Genomic DNA, 24821 nt, shown 5'->3' on the forward strand with positions numbered 1-24821 from the left:
TTCATGAACGGGGGTCGAAGGCATCACGCAACGCCTCGCCAATAAAGACCAGCAGCGAAAGAATCAGCGCCAGGGTGAAAAAGGCGGTGAATCCCAGCCACGGAGCCTGCAGGTTCTGTTTGCCCTGGCCGATCAGTTCGCCCAGCGAAGCACTGCCGGCGGGCATGCCGAAACCGAGGAAGTCCAGGGCGGTGAGGGTCGAGATGGCGCCGGTGAGAATGAACGGCAGGTAGCTCAGGGTGGCGTTCATGGCATTGGGCAGGATATGCCGCAGGATGATCTTGCGGTCGCTCAGGCCCAGGGCGCGGGCGGCCTTGACGTATTCCAGGTTGCGCCCACGGAGGAACTCGGCACGCACCACATCGACCAGGGCCAGCCAGGAAAACAGTGCCATGATCCCCAGCAGCCACCAGAAGTTCGGCTCGACGAAGCCCGACAGGATGATCAGCAGGTACAGCACCGGCAGCCCGGACCAGACCTCCAGCACGCGCTGGCCGAGCAGGTCGACCCAGCCGCCGTAGTAGCCCTGCAGCGCGCCGGCGGCGATACCGATGAGGGCACTGATGACGGTCAGGGCGAGGGCGAACAGGATCGATACCCGCGCACCGAAGATCACCCGGGCCAGCACGTCGCGGGCCTGGTCGTCGGTGCCCAACCAGTTCACCGTGGTCGGCGGGCTGGGGGCCGGCTTGTTGAGGTCATAGTTGGGGGTGTCGGCGCTGAACGGGATCGGCGGGAACAGCATCCAGCCGCCGTCCCTGGTGATCAACTGGCGCACGTAGTCGCTGCGGTAGTCGGCCTGGAACGGTAGCTGGCCGCCGAACTCCTGCTCGGTGTAGCGCTTGAAGACCGGGAAATACAGCGAGCCCTGGTAGTTGAGCACCAGGGGCTTGTCGTTGGCGATCAGTTCGCCGCCCAGGCTCAGCACGAACAGCGCGGCGAACAGCCACAGCGACCACCAGCCCCGGCGGTTGGCCTTGAACCGGTCGAAGCGGCGCCGGCTCACGGGAGAGAGTCCGGGCATCAGGCGTTCCTCGCGGCGAAGTCGATACGTGGGTCGACCAGGGTGTAGCAGAGGTCACCGATCAGTTTTATCAGCAGGCCGAACAGGGTGAAGATGAACAACGAACCGAACACCACCGGATAGTCCCGGGACACCGCCGCTTCGTAGCTCATGCGGCCGAGACCGTCGAGGGAGAAGATCACCTCGATCAGCAGGGAACCGGCGAAAAACACGCTGATAAAGGCCTGGGGAATCCCCGAGACCACCAGCAGCATGGCGTTGCGGAACACATGGCCGTAGAGCACGCGCCGTTCGCTCAGGCCCTTGGCCCGCGCGGTGACCACATACTGACGGGTGATCTCGTTGAGGAAGGAGTTCTTGGTCAGGATGGTCAGCGTGGCGAAACCACCGATCACCAGCGCGCTCACCGGCAACACCAGGTGCCAGAAGTAGTCGGCGATCTTGCCCAGGGTCGACAGTTGGTCGAAGTTGTCCGAAACCAGGCCGCGTACCGGGAACCAGTTCAGCGAAGTGCCGCCGGCGAAGGTGACGATCAGCAGCATGGCGAACAGGAAGGCCGGCATGGCGTAGCCGAGGACAATGGCCGTGCTGCTCCAGATGTCGAAGCGGCTGCCATGGCTGATGGCCTTGCGGATGCCCAGGGGGATCGACACCAGGTAGGTGATCAGCGTCGCCCAGAGGCCGAGGGAAATGGTCACCGGCATCTTTTCCAGGATCAGGTCTGTGACCTGGGCGCCGCGGAAGAAACTCTTGCCGAAGTCCAGGCTGGCGTAGCTCTTGAGCATCAGCCAGAAACGCTGCGGCGCCGGTTTGTCGAAACCGTATTGGCGTTCGATATCGGCGATCAGTTTCGGATCGAGGCCGCGGCTGGCCCGGGACGAGCCGTGTGGCGCGTCACCGCCGCCACCGATGGCGCCACCGGCACCGCCGCCCAACCCTTGCAGGCGGGCAATGGCCTGTTCCACCGGGCCGCCGGGCGCGGCCTGGACGATCACGAAGTTGACCAGCAGGATCATCAATAGCGTCGGGATGATCAGCAGCAGGCGCCGCAGGATATAGGCCGGCATCAGTGACGTCCTCCGCTGTGGCCGCGCTTGATCAGCTCGGCGGTCATCTGCTCGTTGGTCAGTGGTGTCGAACTGACTTCCCACCAGGTTTCAACGGCGGCGTCATTGCTGGCCTGCACCCGTGGTATGCCGAAGCGGTTCCACCAGACGGTCGAGATACCGGGCGGGTAGTAGTTGGGAATCCAGTAGTAGTTCCATTGCAGCACCCGGTCCAGGGCGTGGGCGTAGCTGAGCATCTGTTTTTGCGTATCGGACTTGATCAGACCGGTGATCAGGCTGTCCACGGCGGGGTTCTGCAGGGCCATGAAGTTGTTCGAGCCGGGATCGTTGGCCGCCGAGGAACCGAAGAAGTTGTACAGCTCGATGCCCGGCGAGGTGCTGACCGGGTAGCCGCTGACGATCATGTCGTAGTCGCGGGCCCTGAGGCGATTGACGTATTGCGAGGCGTCGATGCGGCGGATATCCATGCGGATGCCGATTTGTGCCAGGTTGCGCTTGTAGGGCAGGAGCAGGCGCTCCATGCCGTTCTGGGCATTGAGGAAGGTGAAACTCAAGGGTTCGCCGCGAGCGTTGACCAATTGGTCGCCGTCGGGTTTCCAGCCGGCCTGTTCCAGCAGCGCCAGGGCTTGCAGCTGCTTGTCCCGCAGGTTGCCGCTGGCATCGGTCCTGGGGGCTTCGAAGACCTGGGTGAAGACTTCGTCGGGGATCTGTCCGCGCAGCGGTTCGAGAATCGCCAGCTCGGCCTGGTCGGGCAGTTCACGGGCCGCCAGGGGCGTATTGGAGAAGAAGCTCTGCTGGCGCAGGTACATGTTGCGCATCATCTGCCGGTTGCTCCACTCGAAGTCCCAGAGCATGGCCAAGGCCTGACGTACGCGGCGATCCTGGAAGAGCGGCTTCTGCAGGTTGAACACATAGCCCTGGGCCGATTGCGGCGACTCCTGGGCCAGGTGGGCTTTTTGCAGGCGGCCGTCGGCGAGGGCCGGGCTGTCGTAGCCGATGGAGTAGGCGGTGGCGGAAAACTCGCGGTTGTAGTCATAGGCGCCGCCGCGCAGCACCTGGCGGGCCACGTCGGTGTCGCCGAAGTATTCGATGCTGAAGCGGTCGAAGTTGTACAGACCGCGATTGACCGGCAGGTCCTTGCCCCACCAGTCGGCGTTGCGGATAAAAGTGATGCTGCGGCCGGAGTCGACCTTGCCGACCCGGTACGGGCCGCTGCCCAGCGGTGCTTCGTAGCCGCCGCCATCGGCGAAGTCGCGGGTCTTCCACCAGTGCTCCGGGAGCACCGGCAGGGTCGCGATATCCAGGGGTAGGGAACGGTTCTCGGTGTTCTTGAAATCGAAGCGGACCTGGGTCGGCGATTCGACCTCGACGTCCTTGATTCCTTCGAACTGCAGGCGATAGCTCAGGCTGCCTTCGCTCATCAGCAGATTGAAGGTATAGCGCACGTCTTCGGCGGTGATCGGTGTGTTATCGGCGAAGCGCGCCTTGGGATTGAGGAAGAAACGCAGGGACAGGCCGTCATCGGAGCGCTGCATCTTTTCCGCGACCAGGCCGTAGACGGTATAGGGCTCGTCGAGGGAACGCACCGCCAGCGGCGAGTAGATCCAGCCGTCGACCTGGGAGACGCCGATGCCTTTGTCGATATACGGCAGCACATGGTCGAACTGGCCGATCTCGATGGCCGAGCGCTTCAGGCTGCCGCCCTTGGGGGCATTGGGATTGGCGTAGTCGAAGTGGCTGAAGCCGGCCGGGTACTTGGCCGGTTCGCCGTAGACCGTCAGTGCGTGTTGCGCGGGGGCGGCGTAGGCCGGCGGCCCCGCAAACAGGGCCAGGACGGTAAATGTCAGGGATAGAGCCAGTCGCATCATCAGCCTTGAAGACGGTTCGAAGTATCAGGGTTGTACGCTACACGGGCCTTTCAGGCCAGCCAAGTCTGTGCAGCGGATACGAAACGGCCCACGCAGAAGTGGGCCGTTTCATGTCAGCAACGCGCAGGCGGATCAGTCCTGGCGGCTGGTGACTTCCAGCAGGTGGTAGCCGAACTGGGTCTTGACCGGGCCTTGCACGGTGTTGACCGGAGCGCTGAAGACCACGGTATCGAATTCCTTGACCATCTGGCCAGGACCGAAGGAACCCAGGTCACCGCCTTGACGGCTGGAAGGGCAGGTCGAGTTCGCCTTGGCGATCTCTGCGAAATCGGCGCCGCCTTCGATCTGGGCCTTGAGTTCATTGCACTTGGCTTCAGTGGCAACCAGGATGTGACGGGCAGTGGCTTTGGCCATGGGGAGATACTCCTTTCAATAAAGTGCTGAGCCTACCGGATTCAGGCCGGTTTTTCCCGGCAAAAGTTCCTTGGGCGCGGCGTGTCATGTCAACTGGTGTGCCCTTTATTCGCGGGCAAGCCCGCTCCCACAGGTCAGCAGGTGTGCCTTTGTTCGCGGGAAGCCGGCGTCCCGGCAAGCCCTCACCCACAGGTCAGGCCACCACCGCCTTGGCCGCATGCGGCTGGCGCAAGCGTTCGGCGGCACCGCGCAACATCTGCTCCGTGGCCTCCCAGCCCAGGCAGCCGTCGGTGATCGACACACCGTATTGCAAGGTGCCGCTCAACGGCTGGCAGCCTTCGAACAGGTGACTCTCCAGCATCATCCCGATCAGCGAGCGATCGCCCCGCAGGCGCTGTTCCAGCACATCGGCGAACACCGCCGGCTGGCGCAGCGGGTCCTTGCCGCTGTTGGCGTGGCTGCAGTCGACCATCATCCGCACGGGAATGGCCTGCTTCTCCAGGCCTGCCCTGACCTGGGCGACGCTGTGGGCGTCGTAGTTCGGCCCGCGATGGCCGCCGCGCAGCACCAGGTGGGTGTCGCGGTTGCCGGCGGTCTGGATGATCGCCGGGTGGCCCTGGCCGTCTACGCCGAAGTGCCGGTGCGGATGCGCGGCCGAGCGCATGGCATCACCGGCGATGCCGACACCGCCATCGGTGCCGTTCTTGAAGCCCACGGGCATCGGCAAGCCGCTGGCCATTTCCCGGTGGATCTGCGATTCGGTGGTACGGGCGCCGATCGCGACCCAGCTCAGCAGGTCGTCGAAGTAGCTGGCGGCCATGGGCTGCAGCAGTTCGGTGGCAATCGGCAGGCCCATGCGCAGCATTTCACGCATCAGCTCGCGGGACAGCGCCAGGCCGCCGGCCATATCGTCGCTGCCATCCAGGTGCGGGTCGTAGGCCAGGCCTTTCCAGCCGACGGTGGTGCGCGGTTTTTCGATGTAGGCGCGCATCACCAGGAGCATCTGGTCGCTGACGTCGTTCGCCAGGTTGGCCAGGTGTCCGGCGTATTCGAGGGCCGATTGCGGGTCGTGGATCGAGCAGGGACCGACGATCACCAGCAGGCGCGGGTCTTCACCGTCGAGGATGGCGCGCACCGCCTGGCGGTGGCTGGCGACCTGGTCGCCCAGCGTTGTATTGAGCGGCAGGTGTTGCTTGAGCTGCAGGGCGCTGGGCAAGCGCTGGGTCAGCGGCTCGTTGGCGGACGACAGGGTGGACAGTGGCAGTGCAGAGAGTGACGAATTCATGTTCGGGCTTCCTGGGCAGGCGGCGGGTCTTCCCGCGCGCGGCCCTACTGGGGTGTTCGACAATCAGCGGCCGGATTGGCTACGAGTGTGTGCTTGCCACCTGTGCGTGACCGTTCGGAGGCGGCGAGCTGTCCCGAGCGGAGGTTGCTAAATCGCCAGGCGGTGGTGAGTTCGTAGCGGTAGCAGGTGGCGTAGTTCATGTCGGTGTTCCTCGATTCAAAATGTCTGGTTGAGCAGTCTGTTGAAAAAAACAGTGCGCTGAAAAAACAAAACCCCCGGTCGGGAGGCCGACCGGGGGTTGAGAATTCTCTGGTAGGCGACCCCTTGAGTAGTGGGCGCCGGTTGGGTATCAGGCGCGCCAGTGGCTAAACCAATACCCAAAATAAAAACCTGCGGATGCACGGGTGCCATTCATCCGCGCAGCCGCTGGCAAGCGCGGGGCGCTGACAGTCTGGCAAGGCGTGGAATGAACAGGATGCATGGTGTGTCTCCGATGGAATGTGACCGAGCTTACTCGACGGGTGGGAACCTGTTCAATCAGAAATTTCTATGGACCGGGTCGTGCAGTCGCTATGGGTTAAATGCCGTAAACCTTTATGACACACTTGCCGGACTTTTCTGATCCGATTATCAGGCCCGACCATGACCACCCTGACCGTTGCCGCCGCCCAGTCCTTTTCCCTCGCCGGCGACCTGCCGGGCAATATCCGCCGGCACCTGCGCTTCATGCAGCAGGCGGCGGAGCAGGGCGTGGAGTTGCTGGTCTTTCCCGAACTGTCCCTTACCGGTTATGAGCGCAGCCTGGCCGGTGCCCTGGCGATCGCGCCGGACGCGGCTGTCCTGCAACCCTTGCGGGACCTGGCGCGCGAGCTGCGCCTGGTGACCGTGGTCGGCATGCCGATTCGCCTGTCCGCCGGCGGGCCGGTGCTGATCGGCGCGCTGACCTTCAAGGCCGATGGCTCCCAGCAGATCTACAGCAAGCAGCACCTGCATGATGGCGAAGAGCAGGCCTTTGCCCCCGGAACGGGTGGCGCCACCCTGTCCATCGGCGACGACACCGTCGCTCTGTCAGTCTGTGCCGACTTTTCCCACGCCGGCCATGCCCGCCATGCCGCGCAATCTGGCGCTAACCTGTATGCAGCCGGTGTCTTGATCACCGGCAATGGCTATGCGCCGGATACCGCGTTGCTGGAAGGGTATGCCCGTGAACATGCCATGGCGGTATTGATGGCCAACCATGGCGGAGTCACTGGCGGCTGGGAGTCGGCCGGGCGCAGTGCGATCTGGGCGGAAGACGGGCAACGGGTGGTTGCCGCGGCCGGGACGGGGGACGCGCTGGTGATCGGGCGACGTGTTGCCGGTCACTGGCGTGGCGAGGTGGTGGAGGTTTCGGGATGGTGAAACGGGACTGGCGTTTTCGACCGGCGACCGATGTCGACCTGGAGTTTGCCCGGTCGCTGACCCGCCGCAACATGATGACGTATTACTGCGAGTACGATCTGCTCTGGCAGGAAGAGGCCTTTGACGTGGCATGGGCGGGGCGACAGAACGCCTTGTTGTGCGAAGGGGAGGACGTCCTGGGGTTCGTCAGTTTCAGCCGGGACCCGAGAGCCCTCTATATACGGGAGCTGCAACTGGTCGAGGCGGGGCGGGGGCAGGGTTTGGGTAGCTGGTTGATTGCCCAGGCCCGTGATATCGCCTTCAGGGAGGGGCGCCCGGAGATGCGGCTGACCGTCTTCAAGAGCAATCCCGCAAGGCAGCTCTATCAGCGTATGGGGCTGGAGATCGTGGGGGAAGATGAATGCTTCTTTCGCATGAGCGCGACAGCCTTGAAAGCGGGGTATTGATTCGACTGACAGTATTTTCGGATTAAGCCGACGTCTTGGCGCTTTGAGGCGCATACTGATCCGAGCAGGCCGGTTTATTCACCGGCCTGGCCGCCGGCTTCCAGGATGATGCCGTCTTTCATGCCCAGCAGGACCGCGACCTTATGGGCTTCCCCTCGCCGTCCCTTTTTTCGCCCAGCGAGCACTTGATAGGTGGTTGCCGGGTCGACGCCATGCTCACGCGCAAACTCCTGAACCGATTTTCCTTGGTGTTCCAGCCAAGCCTTGGCTTGTGCGGCGGTGCGAATACCGGGCATAGTTCAAAACCGTTCAATTTTGTTTAAATCGTGTTGAGTATACCACCCTTAGGGGTGCATAGACTGGGATCTTGCATCCAAATGAATGGAATTGGTTCGCGATTGCGGCAAGAGAGAGAGCGACTTGGATTGTCGCAGAAGGCTTTTGGCGAAATCGGAGGCGTTGAGGCCAACGCCCAGGGTAAATATGAAAGCGGTGACCGCGCGCCGAAGGCGGACTATTTGTCGCGCGTGGCCGAGCGAGGCGTCGATGTGCTGTATGTTCTCACCGGCAACCGGACTCCCACGCTGGTGGACAACCTCAATTCCAACGAAGAAAAAGTCCTGGGTAGCTATCGCACGCTGCGCAAGGAAGATCAGGAAGCGATCAGCCGGTTGACCACGACCCTGGCGGAAGCCATTGCCACTTATGGCACCAAGGGTCACAAGGGGCCGGGCGCCTCCTGAGTCAATTCGACATTGAACGCAAGCATTTGCGACCCCCGCAGCTGCTTATAGCGCATTGACACTCTTATGTGACGCTTGCAGCTAGGTCTGGCCCCCGGTTTTTTGCTAAGGTGGTCAATAACCTGATAAGACCATATTCGCGAGGTGTCTGCTTGATTAGGGTGCTAGTTGTCGATGACCATGATCTTGTGCGTACAGGCATTACTCGGATGCTCGCTGACATCGATGGCCTGCAGGTTGTAGGCCAGGCGGAGTCGGGAGAGGAAGCCCTGCTGAAAACGCGGGAACTCAAGCCTGATGTAGTGTTGATGGACGTCAAGATGCCGGGCATCGGCGGTCTTGAAGCCACACGTAAACTGCTGCGTAGCCACCCGGATATCAAGGTCGTGGCGGTTACCGTGTGTGAAGAAGATCCGTTTCCGACGCGCCTGCTGCAAGCCGGTGCCGCCGGCTACCTGACCAAAGGGGCCGGATTGGCGGAAATGGTCCAGGCAATTCGCCTGGTGTTCGCCGGACAACGCTATATCAGTCCGCAAATCGCCCAGCAGTTGGCGCTCAAGTCCTTCCAGCCGGCCAGTGATTCGCCGTTCGACGCCTTGTCCGAGCGGGAAATCCAGATTGCCCTGATGATCGTCGGTTGCCAGAAGGTGCAGATCATCTCGGACAAGTTGTGCCTGTCGCCGAAAACCGTGAATACCTACCGTTATCGGATTTTCGAGAAGTTGTCGGTCAGCAGTGATGTCGAGTTGACGCTCCTGGCGGTTCGCCATGGCATGGTCGATGCTGGCTGAAAATGACTGACCTGTTCGATTCAAGTGCTTTTCTTTCCACCTGCAGTGGCCGTCCCGGTGTGTATCGCATGTTCGACAGCGATGCACGCCTGCTTTACGTGGGCAAGGCCAAGAACCTGAAGAGTCGCCTCGCCAGCTATTTCCGCAAGGCCGGCCTCACGGCGAAGACCGCGGCCCTGGTGGGGCGTATCGCCCAGGTGGAAACCACCATCACCGCCAACGAAACCGAGGCGTTGCTGCTTGAGCAGACGCTGATCAAGGAATGGCGGCCGCCGTACAACATCCTGCTGCGTGACGACAAATCCTATCCGTACGTGTTTCTCTCGGACGGCGATTACCCGCGCCTGAGCATTCACCGTGGGGCGAAGAAGCTCAAGGGCAAGTACTTCGGGCCATACCCGAGTGCCGGGGCGATTCGCGAAAGCCTGGCCCTGTTGCAAAAGACCTTCCACGTGCGCCAGTGCGAGGACAGCTACTACAAGAACCGCACGCGCCCGTGCCTGCAGTACCAGATCAAGCGCTGCAAGGCGCCCTGTGTCGGGCTGGTGGAACCGCAGGAGTATGCCGATGACGTGCGCCATTCGGTGATGTTCCTGGAAGGGCGCAGCAACGCCCTGACCGACGAACTCAATGCCGGCATGGAGCAGGCGGCCAGCACCCTCGATTTCGAACGAGCGGCCGAATTGCGCGACCAGATCTCGCTGCTGCGGCGGGTGCAGGACCAGCAGAGCATGGAGGGCGGTACCGGCGACGTCGATGTCATCGCTGCGTTCGTCAACCCGGGCGGCGCTTGCGTGCACCTGATCAGCGTGCGTGGCGGGCGGGTCCTGGGCAGCAAGAACTTCTTCCCGCAGGTCGGCATCGACGAAGACGTGTCCGAGGTCATGGCGGCATTTCTCGGGCAGTACTTCGTCAGCAGCCCCGAGCGCGACCTGCCCAGCGAACTGATCGTCAACGTGGTCCATGAGGATTTCCCGACTCTGATCGCCGCCATCGAGGAACTGCGCGGCCGTGAGCTGAGCATCAGTCACCGGGTGCGCGGCACCCGTGCGCGCTGGCAGCAACTGGCGGTGACCAATGCCGAGCAGGCCCTGGGCGCGCGCCTGGCCAATCGTCAGCACGTCGCCGCGCGTTTCGAGGCACTGGCCGAGGTGCTGAACCTGGACGAGCCGCCGCAGCGCCTGGAGTGCTACGACATCAGCCACTCCAGCGGCGAAGCGACCGTGGCGTCCTGCGTGGTGTTCGGTCCGGAAGGGCCGATCAAGTCCGACTACCGGCGCTACAATATCGAGGGCGTGACCGCCGGCGACGACTATGCGGCGATGCACCAGGCGTTGACCCGGCGTTTCAGCAAGCTGAAGGACGGCGAGGGCAAGTTGCCGGATATCCTGCTGGTGGACGGTGGCAAGGGGCAGTTGTCGATGGCCCGCGATGTGCTCAACGAGCTGGCCGTGCCGGACCTGATCCTGCTGGGCGTGGCCAAGGGCGCCACTCGCAAGGCCGGTTTCGAGACCCTGTACCTCAACGATGCCGCCCACGAGTTCACCCTCAAGGGCGACTCGCCGGCACTGCACCTGATCCAGCAGATTCGCGACGAGGCCCACCGTTTCGCCATTACCGGGCACCGCGCGCGACGGGGCAAGACCCGCCGTACCTCGACCCTGGAAGGGGTGGCGGGTGTCGGGCCGAAGCGCCGCCGCGAACTGTTGAAACATTTTGGTGGATTGCAGGAGCTGTCCCGTGCAAGCATCGACGAGATCGCCAAAGCACCGGGGATCAGTAAAAAGCTCGCGGAGTTGATTTATGCAAGTCTGCACAGCGAGTAGAATGTTCCTTCACCTCGTAGCCAGTTGTGCCGATGAATATCCCTAATCTGATCACCGTTCTACGCGTTTTACTTATCCCGATCTTCATTTTGCTGTTCTACCTGCCGTACCAGTGGAGCTACATGGCGGCCAGTTCGGTGTTCGCCTTTGCCGCGGCGACGGACTGGCTGGACGGTTATCTGGCCCGACGCCTGGAGCAGAGCACGCCATTTGGCGCGTTCCTCGATCCGGTGGCGGACAAGCTGATGGTGGCGGTGGCGCTGGTCCTGCTGGTGCAGGAGCATGGCAACCTCTGGCTGACCCTGCCGGCGGCGGTGATCATCGGGCGGGAGATCGTGGTTTCGGCCCTGCGCGAGTGGATGGCCGAGTTGGGCGAGCGCGCGCAGGTCGCCGTATCGAACATGGGCAAATGGAAAACCGCGGCGCAGATGCTGGCGCTGGTGATCCTGCTGGCCAATCCGTCGGACTTCAGCTTCTGGGTCTTCGCGGGCTATAGCCTGTTGATGATTGCCGCGGGCCTGACCCTGTGGTCGATGGTGCAGTACCTGCGGGCGGCGTGGCCGCATCTGAAGATCAATGCGGAAAATCCGGAAAAGAAATAAAACTATTTTGAATCAAGGGGTTGACGTGGTGCGTGGATTCTATAGAATGCGCACCACCAAGACGCGGGAATAGCTCAGTTGGTAGAGCACGACCTTGCCAAGGTCGGGGTCGCGAGTTCGAGTCTCGTTTCCCGCTCCAAATACACAAAAACGCCACTCAATCGAGTGGCGTTTTTGTTTGTGTATTTTTTATCTCTGGCGTTGAAGCGACGGGTTTCTCGCACGGCAGCAGCCAGTCGGTCGCGGCAGTAGAACGGGTTATTGCCGTGATACTGCCTGTCTACGCTGAAAACCCTTCAAGGGTGCCCTCAGGCATCCACGAACAACACCTGGCCGGTGATAAAACCCTCCACCGAGTGTGCGAAGGCCTTGCCCTCCGGATACCGGCTGGAAGCCCGGCATCGCCGCCATAAAGGGCGGTGGGGTGCAATTCCTTCATATCCTCCCACGGCACCGGACGGCATGCGCCAAAGCCCCACGCCCATGGCGTGGTGACTGAGGATGGCAATGGGATAAACAACGGCGGGAGAGGTTGGCTGTCTCCCGCCAAGGACCGGCTCAGGCGTTGTTCCGGTTCAGTTTGTCCACCAGGACCTTCGCGGCCTCACTGGACGACGCCGGGTTCTGGCCGGTGATCAGCAGGCCGTCGCTGACCACGTAGGACGCCCAGTCGTCGCCTTTGGAGTACAGGCCGCCGTTGGCCTTCAGTACGTCCTCGACCAGGAAGGGCACTACGTGGGTGAGGCCTACGGCTTCTTCCTCGGTATTGGTGAATCCGGTGACATTCTTGCCCGCGACCAGCGGTGTGCCGTCAGGCTTCTTCACGTGGCGCAGGACGCCGGGAGCGTGGCAGACGAGGGCTGCTGGCTTGTCGGCGGCAAGGAACGACTCGATCAATCGGATCGAGATCGGATCTTCGGCCAGATCCCAGAGCGGGCCGTGGCCGCCCGGATAGAAGACCGCGTCGAAATCCGCTGGCGAGACGCTGTCCAGGCGTGCGGTGTTGGCGAGCAAGGCTGTCGCCCGGGCGTCGGCTTCGAAACGGCGGGTCAGGTCGGTCTGGAAGGATGGCTCGTTGCTCTTCGGATCCAGTGGTGGCTGGCCGCCTTTTGGCGAGGCCAGGACGATTTCGGCGTTGGCCGCGAGAAAGGTGTAGTAGGGCGCCGCCAGTTCCTCGAGCCAGAAACCGGTTTTACGGCCGGTATTGCCGAGGGTGTCGTGCGAGGTCAGGACCATGAGAACTTTCATCTTGATGATTCCTTTGCGGTGAATGTGTGGCTACGTTAATCGCTAATAGACCAGTCGTCTAGTTCTTTGCGAAATTTTTCCCCCGTGATTTTTTGCCATGGGCAGGGGGCGGAGGGGAGCAATATGAGAGCTGAGACGGGGGGGAAACTGAGCGACGGCGCGGGCGTCTGTATCCGGAGTCGCCAAGGCCAAGAGGCAACGCGATCGGCGTTGCCTTCGCCAGTCAGCGCAGATTGAGTATCTGGCGGGTGGTGGTCATGGCCATGTCGAAGGGCTGGGTGGTTCTGGCAATTTTCACCATGACACTGGCGCCGAGCCATAGCTGATAGAGGCTTTGTGCAACGATATCCGGCTCGGCGTTGATCTGTAGCGACCCTTCCGCGACGCCGGCCTCGATGGCTTTTCCGAGTCGACTGGTGATACCCGACGTGCCGCGCTTGAGCACGGCACGCATGGGCTCCGAAAGATCGGCGACTTCGACACCCAGCTTCACCGCCAGGCACTTGCCCTGACAATCCAGGAAGGACTGGGTGTCCTGCCATGCACGCCAATAGTTCACCAACCGCTGTGCCATCGTCAGGTCGGGTTGGCTGAGTGTCTGGTCGAGATCGGCCAGGTAGTCGTGGAAATAGCTCTCCAGGATCGCCTCGCCAAAAGCGTCCTTGGAACTGAAGTAATGATAGAAGGATCCTTTCGGGACTCCGGCGGTAGCCAGAATCTCGTTCAGGCCCACGGCAGAATAACCTTTGGCGGCCATGATGCGCTGGCCGACATCAAGGATTTCCTGGCGAACGCTGGAGGATTCACGGGTCTTTGAAGTGCTCATGGCCAAATGTTATCCCACTGGCAGATCGGTCTACCAGTTTTTATGGCCGGGCCGGGAGCGACCGGTGTGGGTCTTCGGTATCTGGCGTCGGGATAGAAGGAGGCGCCTCAGCCAGCCCGGATAACCCCAAGGGACCTGGCGGTTGATCAATGCCCCACCAACTCTTCCAGTAATTGCTCCTTGTACCCTTGCAGCACCGCTGATGTGCGATCCCGAGGATGCGGCAGGTCCACTTCGATCTGGTGCTTGATCCGCCCGGGATGCGCGTCCATGACGATCACGCGCTCGCCCAGGTACAGCGCTTCCTCGATGTCGTGGGTCACCATGATCACCGTGCAGCGCTGCTGTGCCCAGATGCGCTGCAACTCACGTTGCAGGTGCACGCGGGTCAGCGCATCGAGGGCGCCCAGCGGCTCGTCGAGCAACAACACCTTGGGTTTGTTGATCAGCGCCCGGGCAATGGCCGCACGTTGCGCCATGCCACCGGAAAGCTGGTGCGGGTAGGCGTTTTCAAAGCCCGAGAGGTTGACCAGGGCGATATGCTCGGCTACCTGGCGATCCTTCTCGGCCTGGGGCAGCGGGTGGTTCTTCAGGGCCAGGGCGATGTTCTGGCTGACGGTCATCCACGGAAACAGTCGATGGTCCTGAAACACGATTCCGCGTTCCAGGCTGGTGGCGGCGATGCGTTTGCCGTCCAGCAGGATATCGCCCTCGTACTCGGCTTCCAGCCCGACAATCAGCCGCAACAGGGTGGATTTACCGCAGCCGCTGGCGCCGACGATGCTGACGAACTCCCCAGGGCGCACGTCGAGGTGGATGTCCTGCAATACCGGCAGCGAGCGGCCTTCGATCCGATAGGCCTTGTTCAGGCCGCGGATCTGCAGGGCGCCTGTTTGCAGGTGGTGATGGAGGGCATGGTGGGCGATTGCATTCATGTCGGGGCCTTTCAACGGAGGTTGCGCCAGCGCAGCAGGTGGCGGCTCAGAAGGGTAAACAACAGGGTCATCAGATAGCCGAGCAAGCCGATGCACAGCACGCTGAGCACGATCACTTCCATGCGCGAGCCGGCCTCGGCGTTCATCATCAGGTTGCCCAGGCCCGCCCCTGAGGACAGGAACAGCTCACTGCCGATGGCGGTCACCCAGGCAAAGGCCAGGGCCTGCAACACCCCGGTGGCGATGCTCGGCAATGCCGCGGGCAACAGCACCCGGGTGAACTGCTGCTGCGGGGTCAACACCAGCACCTGGCCGACTTCGCGGTAGCGCCGCTCGACATGACTGAAGCCCTGGTAGGTGTTGAGCACCATCGGATAAAACGCCGCGAGGGTGACGATCAGCACTTTGGAAAACTCGCCATTGCCGAACCACATGGCAATCAGGGGAATCCAGCCGAGCATCGGTACCTGGCGAATCGAGTGGAACAGTGGCCCGATCAGGCGGTTGGCGACGGTGGAAAGCGCCATCGCCACCCCCAGCGTCACACCGAGCAGAATGCCCAGCAGCAGGCCGCTGCTGGTGCGTGCCAGGCTCGCCAGGAGGTTGACCAGCAGTTCGCCGTTACCCAGCATTTCGAGCAGCGCCGAACCGATCGCCGAGAGCGGCACAAACGCATAGGCGCCGGCGGCGTCCTGGCGCGAGGCGTATTCCCACGCCAGGATCAGCAGCAGGGGCAGCAACCCTCCACGGGCTTTTTTCAGTAGAGACAACATGAGGGCTCCTAGCGGGTCTGCCAGCGGAAGAGGTGCTGTTCAAGACGGCGAAAGGCATGGTCGAGGGCAAAACCAATCACCCCGGTGACCACCACACCCACCATCACGACATCGATGCGCAGCATCTGCCGGGCCATTTCAATCATCTGGCCCAGGCCGCTGTCGGCCGCCAGCAGCTCCGTGGCCACCAGCACCACCCAGGCACGGGTCAGGCTGATGCGAAAGCCGGTGATGATCGGCGGCGCGGCGGCGGGCAGGGCCACCAGGCGCACAAAGGTCGGCCAGCGCAGGCGGTAGACGTCGGCCACTTCGAAATAACTGCGCGGGATGCCGCGCACCCCCTCGCCGGCCGCCAGGGCCACCGGGAAAAACGCGGTCTTGGCGACGATGATGATCTTGAAGGTTTCATCGATACCGAACAGCAGTACAAACATCGGGATCAGGGCGATGCTGGGGATCTGGCGCAACGTGTGAAACAGCGGCCCGCAATACACCTCGACATTCTTCGACAAGGCCATCAGCACGCCGAAGGCCAGGCCGCATAGCGAACCGATGCCAAAACCCAGGCCGAGGCGCGACAGGCTGTTGCCCAGGTGCTCCGGCAGTTCGCCGCTGGCGAGCAATTCCCCGAAGGTCTGCAGCACCTGGGCGGGCGGTACCAGCAGGTTGCGTGGGAAGATCCCCAGGTGGGCGACCAGGGCCCAGGCAGCCAGCAGGGCCAGGGGCGAGATAAGCCAGGATAGGGCGGTCAACGATTGATGGGCGCGCATGGCAGGTCTTATTCGGCGAAGTACCCCGGGGCTATCGCAAGACATGTGCCATATGACCCCGGGACCACGCCAACCCTTGCCCATGCCCGGCTTGCCGGCGATAAGGCAGTGGCCGCTATCACCGGCAATCCGGGGTCCCATGGGGGAATTGGTGGTCAGGTGCTGCTGGAGCAGCACCCATTCAGCAGTCGCTTCAGAAGTCGTAGCTGATGCTGGTGTAGTAGAACGCGCCCTGGGCACCTTCCGGGCTGGTGATCGAGTACTTCGGTACGCCATACAGCTGCGCGCCATCGGCCTTGTCCGGATGGGTGTCGAACAGGTTGATCGCGCCCACCGAGACCTTCACGCCTTTGTGAAAGGTGTAGGACAGATCCACGTCGGTTACCCATTGCGGGCTGAAGGTCTGGTCCAGGTTGGGATTGGTGGCGTTGAGGCTTTTCCATTCGCCGTAGCGGCGCTGGGCGATATTGACGCCCCAGTTTTCATACAGCCAGTTGGCGCTCAGGGTCAGCTTGGTGTCCGGGGTGCCGTCTTCGATCAGCCCCTGGGTGTTGCGCCCGACAATCTGCGAACCCTTGATACTTCCGACATCGCGCAAGCCGGTAATGGTGGTGTTGGTCTTGGCAAAGCCGCTGCTCAGGTTCAGGCGGCCCCATTGCTGCAAGTCCCACTGGTAATTGCCGGTCAGCTCGATGCCGTCGGTGCGGGTGTCGGCGACGTTGGTGTAGAACGCCGCGCTCTGGATGTTGGCGTAGGGCGTGCCGGCGAAGATCGGCGTGACCACGCTGGCGGGCAACTGGTCGGAGAGGGTGATGCGGTTGTCGATGTTGATGCGGTAGGCGTCCACCGTCACCGAGGCATTGTCCACCGGGCGCCACACCAGGCCCAGGGAGTAGTTGGTCGACTCTTCGGGCTTGAGCGCCTTGCCACCGAGTGCCTGGGCTTCCGGGCTGTTGGCGCGCAACGTACGCTGCTGCACCTCGACGTAGTTGCCGCTGCCTGGCGGTTGTTCCACTACCTGCACACTGAACGACGACATGCCGCTCTGTACCAGCGACGGCGCGCGATAACCGGTGCTGGCCGTGGCGCGCGCGGCGATCTGCGGGGTAAAGTCATAGCGCAGCGACAGCTTGCCGTTGGTGGTGTCGCCAAAGTCCGAATAGTGTTCGGTACGCACCGCGACGCCGGCCTGGAATTTCTCGGTGATCTGGCCTTCGACGTCGATGTAGGCGCCCAGCACCTTGCGGTCCAGCGACGCTGCATCGACCTGGGTGATACCTGAGTAGTACCCGGGAATCCGCCGCCCGGTAATCGGGTCGACGGTATTGAACAGCGGCCCGTTCTGCCAGCCGGCGGCTTCGCCCGCGCTCAGTTGGTAGTTCTCCTTGCGCCAGGCCAGGCCCGCCGACAGGGTCAGCGGCTTGAACAGCAGGTCGGTGGGGAAGTCGCGTACCCAGTCCAGGGTCAGGTTGGTCTGGTCGTTTTCGCGTTCGCCGGTATAGATCTTCGACGGGCTGTCGACGCCGTAGCTGGGGTTGATCGCATTGCGGTCGGTGGATTTGAGCGTGTTGTCGCCGTGGTTCAGCGCCAGGTCGAACTTGCCCAGTCGTTCGTTCTCGAAGCGCAGGCCGCCGGTGACGGCATAGTCTTCCAGGCCGTAGCGGGTGATCGGCAGGCGGCCGTCCGGGTAGCGTTGCAACGCGGTACTGCCGTAGTTGTTGCGCAAGGCCGTGGGCGGGTCGAAGAAGCCTTCGGCGTCGGTGTTCTTGTGGGAGTAGGTGGCGAACCCGTAGGCGGTCAGGCTTTCGCCGACCCCGATCTCGCTGTTGGCCACGAAATTGTACTGGTCCGAGATATTGCCCGAACCCCAACGCCAGGTGCGGTAGCGGTTGTTCTGCTCGCGAGGCGTGTTGACGCTGGTATCGCCGGGGTAAAAGATCCGGTTGTCGGGGTTGGTGTCACTGGCGGGGTCCTGGCTGCCGGCGTCGAAACTCAAGGTGAGGAAACCGTCGTTGGGCAGCGTGAAACCTTTCCAGCCGCTGAGCTTGCGCTGGATGCCGTCGCCCTTGTCGTAGCCGCCGTAACGATAACCCAGGTTGCCGCCGTCATCGTTTTCCTTGAGCACGATGTTGATCACCCCGGCAATCGCATCGGAGCCGTATTGGGCGGCGGCACCATCGCGCAGGATCTCCACGCGCTGGATCGCGCTCAGCGGGATCAGACTCAAGTCCACCGCTGCCGCGCCACGACCATTGACCAGGCTCTGGCGGGTGATGTTGGCGCTGCTGTGGCGGCGCTTGCCGTTGACCAGCACCAGCACCTGGTCCGAGGCCAGGCCGCGCAGCGATGCCCCCTGGGCGATGGAGCCGGCAAACGCACCTTGCGGCGACTGCGGGAAGTTGAACGATGGCGACAAGGCGGTCAGGGCGCCGGACAGGTCGGTGGCACCGGTCTGCTGCAACTGCTCGCCGGACAGTACATCCACCGGTGCCGCGCTTTGCAGGGCGGTCAGGTCGCTGCGCCGTGTGCCGAGCACCACCACGGTATCCAGGTGATCGTTTTTCGCGGTGGGCTGGTTGTCATCTGCGGCAAATACAGGCACGGCAAGGCTGCCCATGACCAGCGCGATGGCGCCGGCCAACGGAGTACGTCGGAACATAAAAGAGGTCCTTTCAGGAAATTACCCACCTTGTAGGAGCCCGGCTTGTGTGGGAGCGGGCTTGCCCGCGAAGCTTTTAGCGGCCTCAAGGGCCCTGTCGCCGGCAAGTCGGGCTCCTGCAAGGTGAGGTGGCGTTGTTTGTGGTGGGGTCAGAAGCGACTGGTCACGCTCAGGCCCACGGTGCGCGGGTCGCCATAGGTGATCACGTATTGGCCCAGGCCACCGTTCGGCCTGCCATGGACCTGGTAGCGGCGGTCGGTGAGGTTGTTGACGAAGCCGGTGACGCTGAGTTTTTCGTCGGTGCTGTACCAGGTCAGGCGGCTGTTGGCCAAGGTGTAGTGAGGCTGGCTCAGGTCCTTGTCGGCACTGCTCTGGCGGTCGGCGAGGAAGTACTCCTTGTCGCGAAAGCTCACGTCGGCCCCGGCCACCAGCTTGCCGCCGATTTCCAGCGGGATGGTGTAGTCGCCGCCGAGGGACACCACGTTGCGCGGCGAACGCACGAAGCTGTTGCCGCTGTAGTCACCGGTGACCGCACCGGTGTTGGGGTTGGTGTTCTTGAAATCGGTGTATTCGGTGTCGAGGAAGGAAACCGCCGCGCGCAGGTGCAGGTAGTCGGTGGGCTGGCCTTCCAGCTCCAGCTCGGCGCCCTTGACCTTGCCCTTGGCGCCGTTGGTCAGCGCGGTGGTCAGCACGCCGTTGTTGACCGTGAGCAGGTTCACCTGAATATCCGAATAGTCGTAGTAGAAGATGTTCGCGTTGGCCGTGAGGCGACGGTTGAACCACTCGGACTTCACGCCGAACTCGTAGGCGTCGAGTTGTTCCGGGTCCACCGTGGTCAACTGCGACAGGCTGGTCGACAGCCCGGTGTTGAAGCCGCCGGAACGGAAGCCATGGGCGTAGCGCAAGAACACTCGCACATTGTCGTTGATGCGGTATTCCGGGGTCAGGTCGTAGGTCCAGGCTTCCCAGGTCTTGTCTTCCTGGCGAGTGCCGTTGGTGCCGACACCGGCCAGGGGAATCAGCGGGCCGTTGGCGGTGGCACGGGTCAGCTGGGTAAGGCTGAGGTCGATATCTTTCTTTTCCTGGGTCCAGCGCAGGCCGCCGGTGACGCTGAAATTGTCGGTGAAGTCGTAGGTCAGGTTGCCGAACAGCGCATAGCTGTCGGTCTTGTGGTCGTAGCTCAGGTCACGAAAATCGGTGGCGCCGTTGACCTGGTTGGAGCCGGTGCCGTTGGGTGTCGGCCCGGGGGCGATGAACCGTCCGGCGCTGCTGTCCAGATCCTCGTGGAAATAGTGCGCACCAGCCAGCCAGCGCAGGGTTTCCTGCTGGGGCGAGGCCAGGCGGATTTCCTGGGAGTACTGGGTGTATTTGTTGTCGGCGGTGGCGGTGCCGTTGACCTCGTATGGCGTGTAGTCGGCGTCGCTGCTGGACTGGCCGCGAATGTAGTCATAGGCGCTGATGGACGTCAGGGTGTAGTCGCCCAGGTGCCAGTTGAGGGTCAGTGAGGTGCCGTCGTGGTTGAGCTTGGAATCGTCATCGACGTTCAGGGCGATATTGCGTCCGGCCGGCCGCTGGTAACCCACGTTGTAATAGCGGCCCAGGGTCAACGCGCCGTTGGCGCCGTCGCCCTTGAACTCGCGGCTGTGGATCTTCCACAGCGCATCCAGGTCATCGTTGAGCTGGGCGAAGAATTGCAGGCGCACGGCCTTTTTGTTGACGTCGCCGTAGGTGTGATCGTCTACCAGGTTTTTCTGGAAGCCATCGCGTTCTTCGGAATACAGCGAGATCCGTGCCGCGAGTTTTTCATCCACCAGGGTGCCGCCGAGGGCACCGCTGAGTATGCGTTCGTTCTTGCTGCCAAAGCCGATGGTGCCGAAACCGTCGGTGTCGAAGGTCGGTTTCTTCGAGATGATATTCACCGCGCCTGCCGTGGTGTTCTTGCCGTACAGCGTGCCCTGCGGCCCGCGCAGGATTTCTATGCGCTCCAGGTCCCACAGCGGCCCGCCACCGGCAATCGGTGCATTCAGGTACACGTCATCGGCATAGATACCCACCGGGTACACCGTGGCCGCGCCGGTGTCGCCGGTCCCCAGTCCGCGGATATACCAGCGCGGCCGGCCGTCGCCGTCGGGGTTCTTGGCCGATGCGTTGGGAATGAAGGTCGTGATATCGCCCATCGAGCGCACGCCGTCCTCCACGATATGGGTGCCCTGGACCGCCGATACCGCCACCGGAACCTCTTGAAGGGTTTGCTCGCGGTGCTGTGCGGTGACGGTCACGGTCTTGAGCGATGGCTCGGTTTTGCTGGTGTCGTTTTCAGCGGCGTCGGCGGCCAGCAACTGCTCGCTGGCGGCCCCCCCGGCGAGCAGTAAAGCGAGCCACAGGCCGCTGGTGATCGGATTGATTTTATGCATTGCATTCTCCCCCGGAAAAGTGTCCTTGAAGGGGGTAGAGCAGAGATCGTGCCAAGAGAATTTCAAGACGGATACATGGATGTAAGTGTATGAAAATAAATAGATAATTTATTTATTTTGGGCGCGTCTCACCGAGAAAACCACGGCGCCCGCAGGCTGTGAAAATCACCTGTCGAAGATTCAGCAGAAGTTGCTTGGAGGGTGCTGCTGGAGCAGCAAGGGGAGTGTTGACCTGGCAACACTTCAGGGGCTGATATACCCGGCCCTTGCAGGAGCCCGGCTTGCCGGTGATGGCGTTCTTGAAGACGCTATCGTCGGCAAGCCGGGCTCCTGCAGGTCGTGGGCAGGGTTAAACGGCGACGCGGGAAGTGGAACCGATGACTTTTTCCAGCACACTGAAATCGATCCAGTCGCGCACGTCAAAGCGCCGGGGAATGAAGTCCCAGCGATGCAGGAAGTCGGTGAAATCCTGCAGGGCTTCAATCGAACGCGAATCGAGGGTGGTGCGCAGGCGGCGGTGCGCATCTTCGCCGTAGGCCGCCGTCACCCAGTACTCGCTGGTATTGAGTTCCTTGGCGAGAAAGCGCCGGGTCTCGTCCGGGTTGGCCCAGGCCCATTGCTCGGTGCGCAGCACGGTATCGACGATCTTCACGCTGGCGTCGAAATGTTCCCGCAGCAGGTTGATGTCCACGGTGAGGGTACGCGGCGTGCCGTTGTTGGAACGGATCAGCGGGTCCGGGTGCGAGCCGGTGTCCACCACCACATGCAGGCCGAACTCGTTGGCCAGGTGGACAGCGTGCGCGCCCTTGAGAAAGATCGCGTCGATATCGCCACGCAACAGGCCGATCAGTTCGTTGTTGCGCCGGCTGAAACGGCTGACGCCCAGGCTGACTTCGGGGCCGTAGACATAGGAGGTCTGGTTGTCGCTGTAGGTGCCACCGTAGGGGTAGTCCACCAGTTCCACATCGGCCACGTTCAAGCCTTCCAGCCTGAGTGCGTTTTCCAGGCCGCGCAGGGCCTGGGCGCGGGTGAAGTCGATCTGCACGTTGGCCCATTTCGGCAGGCCGAAGCGCCGGTTCTTCAGGTCGCGCACGCTCTTCACACCGCTTTCGGCGGTGGTCAGGATCAGTTGCACTTCATCGCTCCACGACAGCCCCAGCACGCGGGTTTCGACGCCGCTGGAATAGGCCCAGATCGCCGGGATATTGCCGCCGTGGCGCACCGAGTTCTGCAGGTGATGATCATAGTGGGCTTCGCGAACTTCCCGCTCCGTGGATTCGCGCAACGATTGGATATTGGTGCCATAGGGCAGGAAGGCTTCGGCGAGTCGCCCGGACTGCACCGCAATGCCGAGCCCGGTGGGGACCGGGCTGTGGGTGTACCAGAGAGTATCGAGTGGTTTGCTCATAAGGGTCTTCGTTCGGATCCATGAAGCCTGGCGGGTCAGCCTGCCAGCGCGGTTTTGCCGTTGAGCAGCGCGTTCAACGGTCGTGCATCAATCCATTCACGCACATCGAAGCTTTGCGGGATAAAGCGCCAGCGGTGCAGGAAATGGGTGAAATCCTGCAGGGCGGCAATCGCCTGTTCGTCCAGTTCGGTACGCAGGCGCAGGTGTGCATCGTCGCCATAGGCCGCGGTTACCCAATACTCGCTGCTGTTGGTTTCCCGGGCCAGGTAGCGCCGGGTGTCTTCCGGGTGGGTGTGGGCCCACTGCTCGGCACGCAGTACCGAGTCGAGGATGCCGGTGGCCACGTCGAAATGGTTTTCCAGCAGGTTCAGGTCCACCGCGAGGGTACGCGGAGTGCCGTTGTTGCTGCGGATCAGCGGGTCGGGATGGGAGCCGGTGTCGATCACCGTGTGCAAGCCGAAATCATGGGCGTGCTGCGCCGCGCTGGCGCCCTTGAGGAAGATCGCATCGACCTCGCCGCGCAACAGGCCGATCAGTTCCAGGTTGCGTTCACTCGTGCGTGCATTGACCGGCGTGCCGGCCACGTTGCGCACGGCGTTGTCGCTGAAGGTGCCGCCATACCGGAAGTTCCCGAGCTTCACATCGCCGACCTTCAGGCCTTCCAGCGACAGCGCGTTTTCCAGCCCGCGCAAAGCCTGGGCGCGGGTGAAATCGATCTGCGCGCCGGCCCAGTCCGGCAGGCCGAAGGTGCGACCCTTGAGGTCCTTGACGGTCTTGATGCCGCTGTCCTGGCGGGTCAGGATCAGTTGCACTTCGTCCGCCCAGGACAGGCCGATCACCCGGGTTTCGCGACCCTGGGCGCGGGCCCAGATCGCCGGGATATTGCCGCCATGGCGGACCGAATTCTGCAGGGTATGATCGAAGTGCGACTCGCGCACCGCCTTGTCATTCGATTCGCGCAGCGACTGCACTTCGGTGCCCAGGGCGCCGACGGTGTCCTGCAGCCAGCCTTTCTGCACGGCGATACCCAGGCCGGTGGGCACGGGACAGCGGGTGTACCAGAGGGTGTCGAGAGGTTGTGTCATCGAGGATTCTCCCCAGCGTTCAGGCGCTGGCTTTCAACGGTTGGATGGCCGGGCGTCGGTGCACCAGCGGCAGGACTTCCTGGCCGATGCGCAGGGCTTCTTCGAGGTGCGGGTTGCCGGCGAGGATGAAGGTCGAGAAACCGGCGTCGCGGTATTCCACCAGGCGCTCGGCGATGTTTTCGTGGCTGCCCACCAGGCCGACGGTCGGGCCCGGCTTGGCCTTGGCAAAGCCGGCCCAGAGATTGGGGCCGATGATCAGGTCGTCGAAGCGGTCGACGTTCTGGTGGTAGGCGGTTTGCCGCGCGGCGCCCACCGAATCGGAGCCGCTGGTGAAGCCCTTGGCGACGACGCTGGTCCGGCCTTCAAGCTTGTCGAACTGGCGGCGCAGGTCTTTCCAGGCCAGCTCCTCGGTCTCGCGGGCGAACAGGTCGACCCGCAGGCCGAACCGCACGCTGCGTCCCTGTTTGTCGGCAAGCTCGCGTACGCGATCGATATGCGGCTTGAGCTTGTCGATGGGCTCGGCCCAGTTCAGGTAGACATCGGCGTGCCTGGCGGCGACGCCCAGTGCGGCATCGGAGAACCCGGAGAAATACACCCCCGGTTTGCGCTCGTGCTGCAGGCCGGCGGGCAGGCCGCCTTTTTCCAGCTGGTAGATATCGCCGGCATAGGAGAATTTTTCGTTCTCCCACAGACCCTGGATGATGTCGAGGAACTCGCCGGTGCGCTTGTAGCGCAGGTCATGTTCGAGGAAGTCGCCGTTGGCGCGCTGGCTGGCGGGGTTGCCGCCGGTGATGATGTTCCACTCCAGGCGGCCACGGCTGAGGTTCTGCAGGATCGCCGCTTGCTGCGCGGCGTAGGCGGGCAGGGTCCAGGTGGCCTGGAAGGCGATCAGGAACTTGATGCGCCGGGTTTCCCGGGCCAGCGCGGCGGCGGCAATCCATGGCTCGGGGCCGGTGGGCAGCAGGGCGCCTTCAAAACCGGCGAGCTCGGCGGCCTTGGCCACCTGGGCGATGTAGTCGATGTAGGTGAAGTCGTCGGGTTCGCCGTTGGGCAAGCGTCCCGGAGCGATATGGCCGGGGCGGTAGTCGGGGTTGCCACGGTTGTGTTTGTCGGTGGTCAGCTGCGGGCCGTCGGTGCCCAGCGGCAGGCGCCAGAAAAATTCAGTGCTCATGGATGCTCCTGATTCAGTCGTGCAAGGTGCGTGGACCTGATGGCAGGGGTGGTTGCAACGCCCAT

22 protein-coding genes and 1 tRNA gene are annotated in these 24821 nt (G+C 62.7%); 7 read left to right on the forward strand and 16 right to left on the reverse strand.

What is annotated here, in order from left to right:
- Position 1: 1 nt before the first annotated feature.
- The 5 genes from HX851_RS13410 to HX851_RS13430 all read right to left on the reverse strand — a co-directional run bounded on the left by HX851_RS13410 (position 2) and on the right by HX851_RS13430 (position 5658).
- Positions 2–1024 carry an ABC transporter permease gene (locus HX851_RS13410; protein WP_177065648.1) on the reverse strand — a complete coding sequence of 341 codons (1023 nt, stop codon included), beginning with the start codon at positions 1022–1024 and terminating at the stop codon, positions 2–4.
- Complete coding sequence (locus HX851_RS13415; RefSeq protein ID WP_177059990.1) at positions 1024–2091, reverse strand: microcin C ABC transporter permease YejB; 1068 nt, start codon at positions 2089–2091, stop codon at positions 1024–1026. The genes HX851_RS13410 and HX851_RS13415 overlap by 1 nt, the downstream gene beginning before the upstream one ends.
- Positions 2091–3956: an extracellular solute-binding protein gene (locus HX851_RS13420; protein WP_177060137.1), complete on the reverse strand. Its 1866-nt coding sequence runs from the start codon at positions 3954–3956 to the stop codon at positions 2091–2093. Before HX851_RS13420 ends, HX851_RS13415 begins: the two co-directional genes overlap by 1 nt.
- Positions 3957–4091: 135 nt before the next feature.
- Positions 4092–4373, reverse strand: a complete 282-nt coding sequence (locus HX851_RS13425; RefSeq protein ID WP_024075096.1) for a peptidylprolyl isomerase — start codon at positions 4371–4373, stop codon at positions 4092–4094.
- Positions 4374–4566: 193 nt separating this feature from the next.
- On the reverse strand, positions 4567–5658 hold the full coding sequence (locus HX851_RS13430) for a 3-deoxy-7-phosphoheptulonate synthase (protein ID WP_177065650.1): 1092 nt from the start codon (positions 5656–5658) through the stop codon (positions 4567–4569).
- A gap of 642 nt (positions 5659–6300) precedes the next feature.
- On the opposite strand from HX851_RS13430, the gene HX851_RS13435 reads away from it, so the two are divergent.
- Positions 6301–7059: a carbon-nitrogen hydrolase family protein gene (locus HX851_RS13435; RefSeq protein ID WP_177065652.1), complete on the forward strand. Its 759-nt coding sequence runs from the start codon at positions 6301–6303 to the stop codon at positions 7057–7059.
- Positions 7056–7505: a GNAT family N-acetyltransferase gene (locus HX851_RS13440; protein WP_177065779.1), complete on the forward strand. Its 450-nt coding sequence runs from the start codon at positions 7056–7058 to the stop codon at positions 7503–7505. The genes HX851_RS13435 and HX851_RS13440 overlap by 4 nt, the downstream gene beginning before the upstream one ends.
- Before the next feature lie 74 nt (positions 7506–7579).
- On the opposite strand, the gene HX851_RS13445 is transcribed toward HX851_RS13440, so the two are convergent.
- On the reverse strand, positions 7580–7801 hold the full coding sequence (locus HX851_RS13445; protein ID WP_177065654.1) for a DNA-binding protein: 222 nt from the start codon (positions 7799–7801) through the stop codon (positions 7580–7582).
- 81 nt (positions 7802–7882) lie between these two features.
- On the opposite strand from HX851_RS13445, the gene HX851_RS13450 reads away from it, so the two are divergent.
- From HX851_RS13450 to HX851_RS13470, 5 genes are all read left to right on the forward strand, one after another.
- Entirely contained in the window at positions 7883–8248 is a 366-nt protein-coding gene (locus tag HX851_RS13450) for a helix-turn-helix domain-containing protein (RefSeq protein ID WP_177065656.1), read from the forward strand.
- 152 nt (positions 8249–8400) lie between these two features.
- On the forward strand, positions 8401–9039 hold the full coding sequence (gene gacA, locus HX851_RS13455) for a response regulator transcription factor GacA (protein ID WP_083875282.1): 639 nt from the start codon (positions 8401–8403) through the stop codon (positions 9037–9039).
- A gap of 2 nt (positions 9040–9041) precedes the next feature.
- Positions 9042–10865, forward strand: a complete 1824-nt coding sequence (gene uvrC / locus HX851_RS13460; protein ID WP_177065658.1) for an excinuclease ABC subunit UvrC — start codon at positions 9042–9044, stop codon at positions 10863–10865.
- A 32-nt stretch (positions 10866–10897) separates the two neighbouring features.
- A complete protein-coding gene (gene pgsA / locus HX851_RS13465) occupies positions 10898–11467 on the forward strand; it encodes a CDP-diacylglycerol--glycerol-3-phosphate 3-phosphatidyltransferase (RefSeq protein ID WP_177059976.1) in 570 nt (189 codons plus the stop codon).
- Between the two features lie 63 nt (positions 11468–11530).
- Positions 11531–11606: transfer RNA gene (locus tag HX851_RS13470), tRNA-Gly, on the forward strand.
- Positions 11607–12025: 419 nt separating this feature from the next.
- On the opposite strand, the gene HX851_RS13475 is transcribed toward HX851_RS13470, so the two are convergent.
- The 10 genes from HX851_RS13475 to HX851_RS13520 form a co-directional block, all read right to left on the reverse strand.
- Positions 12026–12715: a type 1 glutamine amidotransferase domain-containing protein gene (locus tag HX851_RS13475; RefSeq protein WP_177065660.1), complete on the reverse strand. Its 690-nt coding sequence runs from the start codon at positions 12713–12715 to the stop codon at positions 12026–12028.
- 223 nt (positions 12716–12938) lie between these two features.
- Entirely contained in the window at positions 12939–13541 is a 603-nt protein-coding gene (locus HX851_RS13480) for a TetR/AcrR family transcriptional regulator (protein ID WP_177065662.1), read from the reverse strand.
- 146 nt (positions 13542–13687) lie between these two features.
- Entirely contained in the window at positions 13688–14476 is a 789-nt protein-coding gene (locus tag HX851_RS13485; protein WP_017128099.1) for an ABC transporter ATP-binding protein, read from the reverse strand.
- An 11-nt stretch (positions 14477–14487) separates the two neighbouring features.
- Positions 14488–15249, reverse strand: coding sequence for an ABC transporter permease (locus HX851_RS13490; protein ID WP_177065664.1), 762 nt, complete (start codon positions 15247–15249; stop codon positions 14488–14490).
- Between the two features lie 8 nt (positions 15250–15257).
- The gene (locus HX851_RS13495; RefSeq protein WP_177059968.1) at positions 15258–16019 is read right to left on the reverse strand and encodes an ABC transporter permease; all 762 of its coding nucleotides are present in this window, start codon (positions 16017–16019) and stop codon (positions 15258–15260) included.
- 193 nt (positions 16020–16212) lie between these two features.
- On the reverse strand, positions 16213–18678 hold the full coding sequence (locus tag HX851_RS13500) for a TonB-dependent receptor plug domain-containing protein (protein ID WP_177065666.1): 2466 nt from the start codon (positions 18676–18678) through the stop codon (positions 16213–16215).
- Positions 18679–18827: 149 nt separating this feature from the next.
- Entirely contained in the window at positions 18828–21092 is a 2265-nt protein-coding gene (locus HX851_RS13505; protein WP_177065668.1) for a TonB-dependent receptor, read from the reverse strand.
- A gap of 349 nt (positions 21093–21441) precedes the next feature.
- A complete protein-coding gene (locus HX851_RS13510; RefSeq protein WP_017128104.1) occupies positions 21442–22500 on the reverse strand; it encodes an ABC transporter substrate-binding protein in 1059 nt (352 codons plus the stop codon).
- A gap of 35 nt (positions 22501–22535) precedes the next feature.
- Entirely contained in the window at positions 22536–23585 is a 1050-nt protein-coding gene (locus HX851_RS13515) for an ABC transporter substrate-binding protein (RefSeq protein WP_017128105.1), read from the reverse strand.
- Between the two features lie 19 nt (positions 23586–23604).
- Entirely contained in the window at positions 23605–24756 is a 1152-nt protein-coding gene (locus HX851_RS13520; RefSeq protein WP_177059962.1) for an LLM class flavin-dependent oxidoreductase, read from the reverse strand.
- Between the last annotated feature and the right edge of the window lie 65 nt (positions 24757–24821).

The sequence above is a fragment of the Pseudomonas gingeri genome, assembly GCF_013385635.1.
Taxonomy (GTDB): Bacteria; Pseudomonadota; Gammaproteobacteria; order Pseudomonadales; family Pseudomonadaceae; genus Aquipseudomonas; species Aquipseudomonas gingeri_A.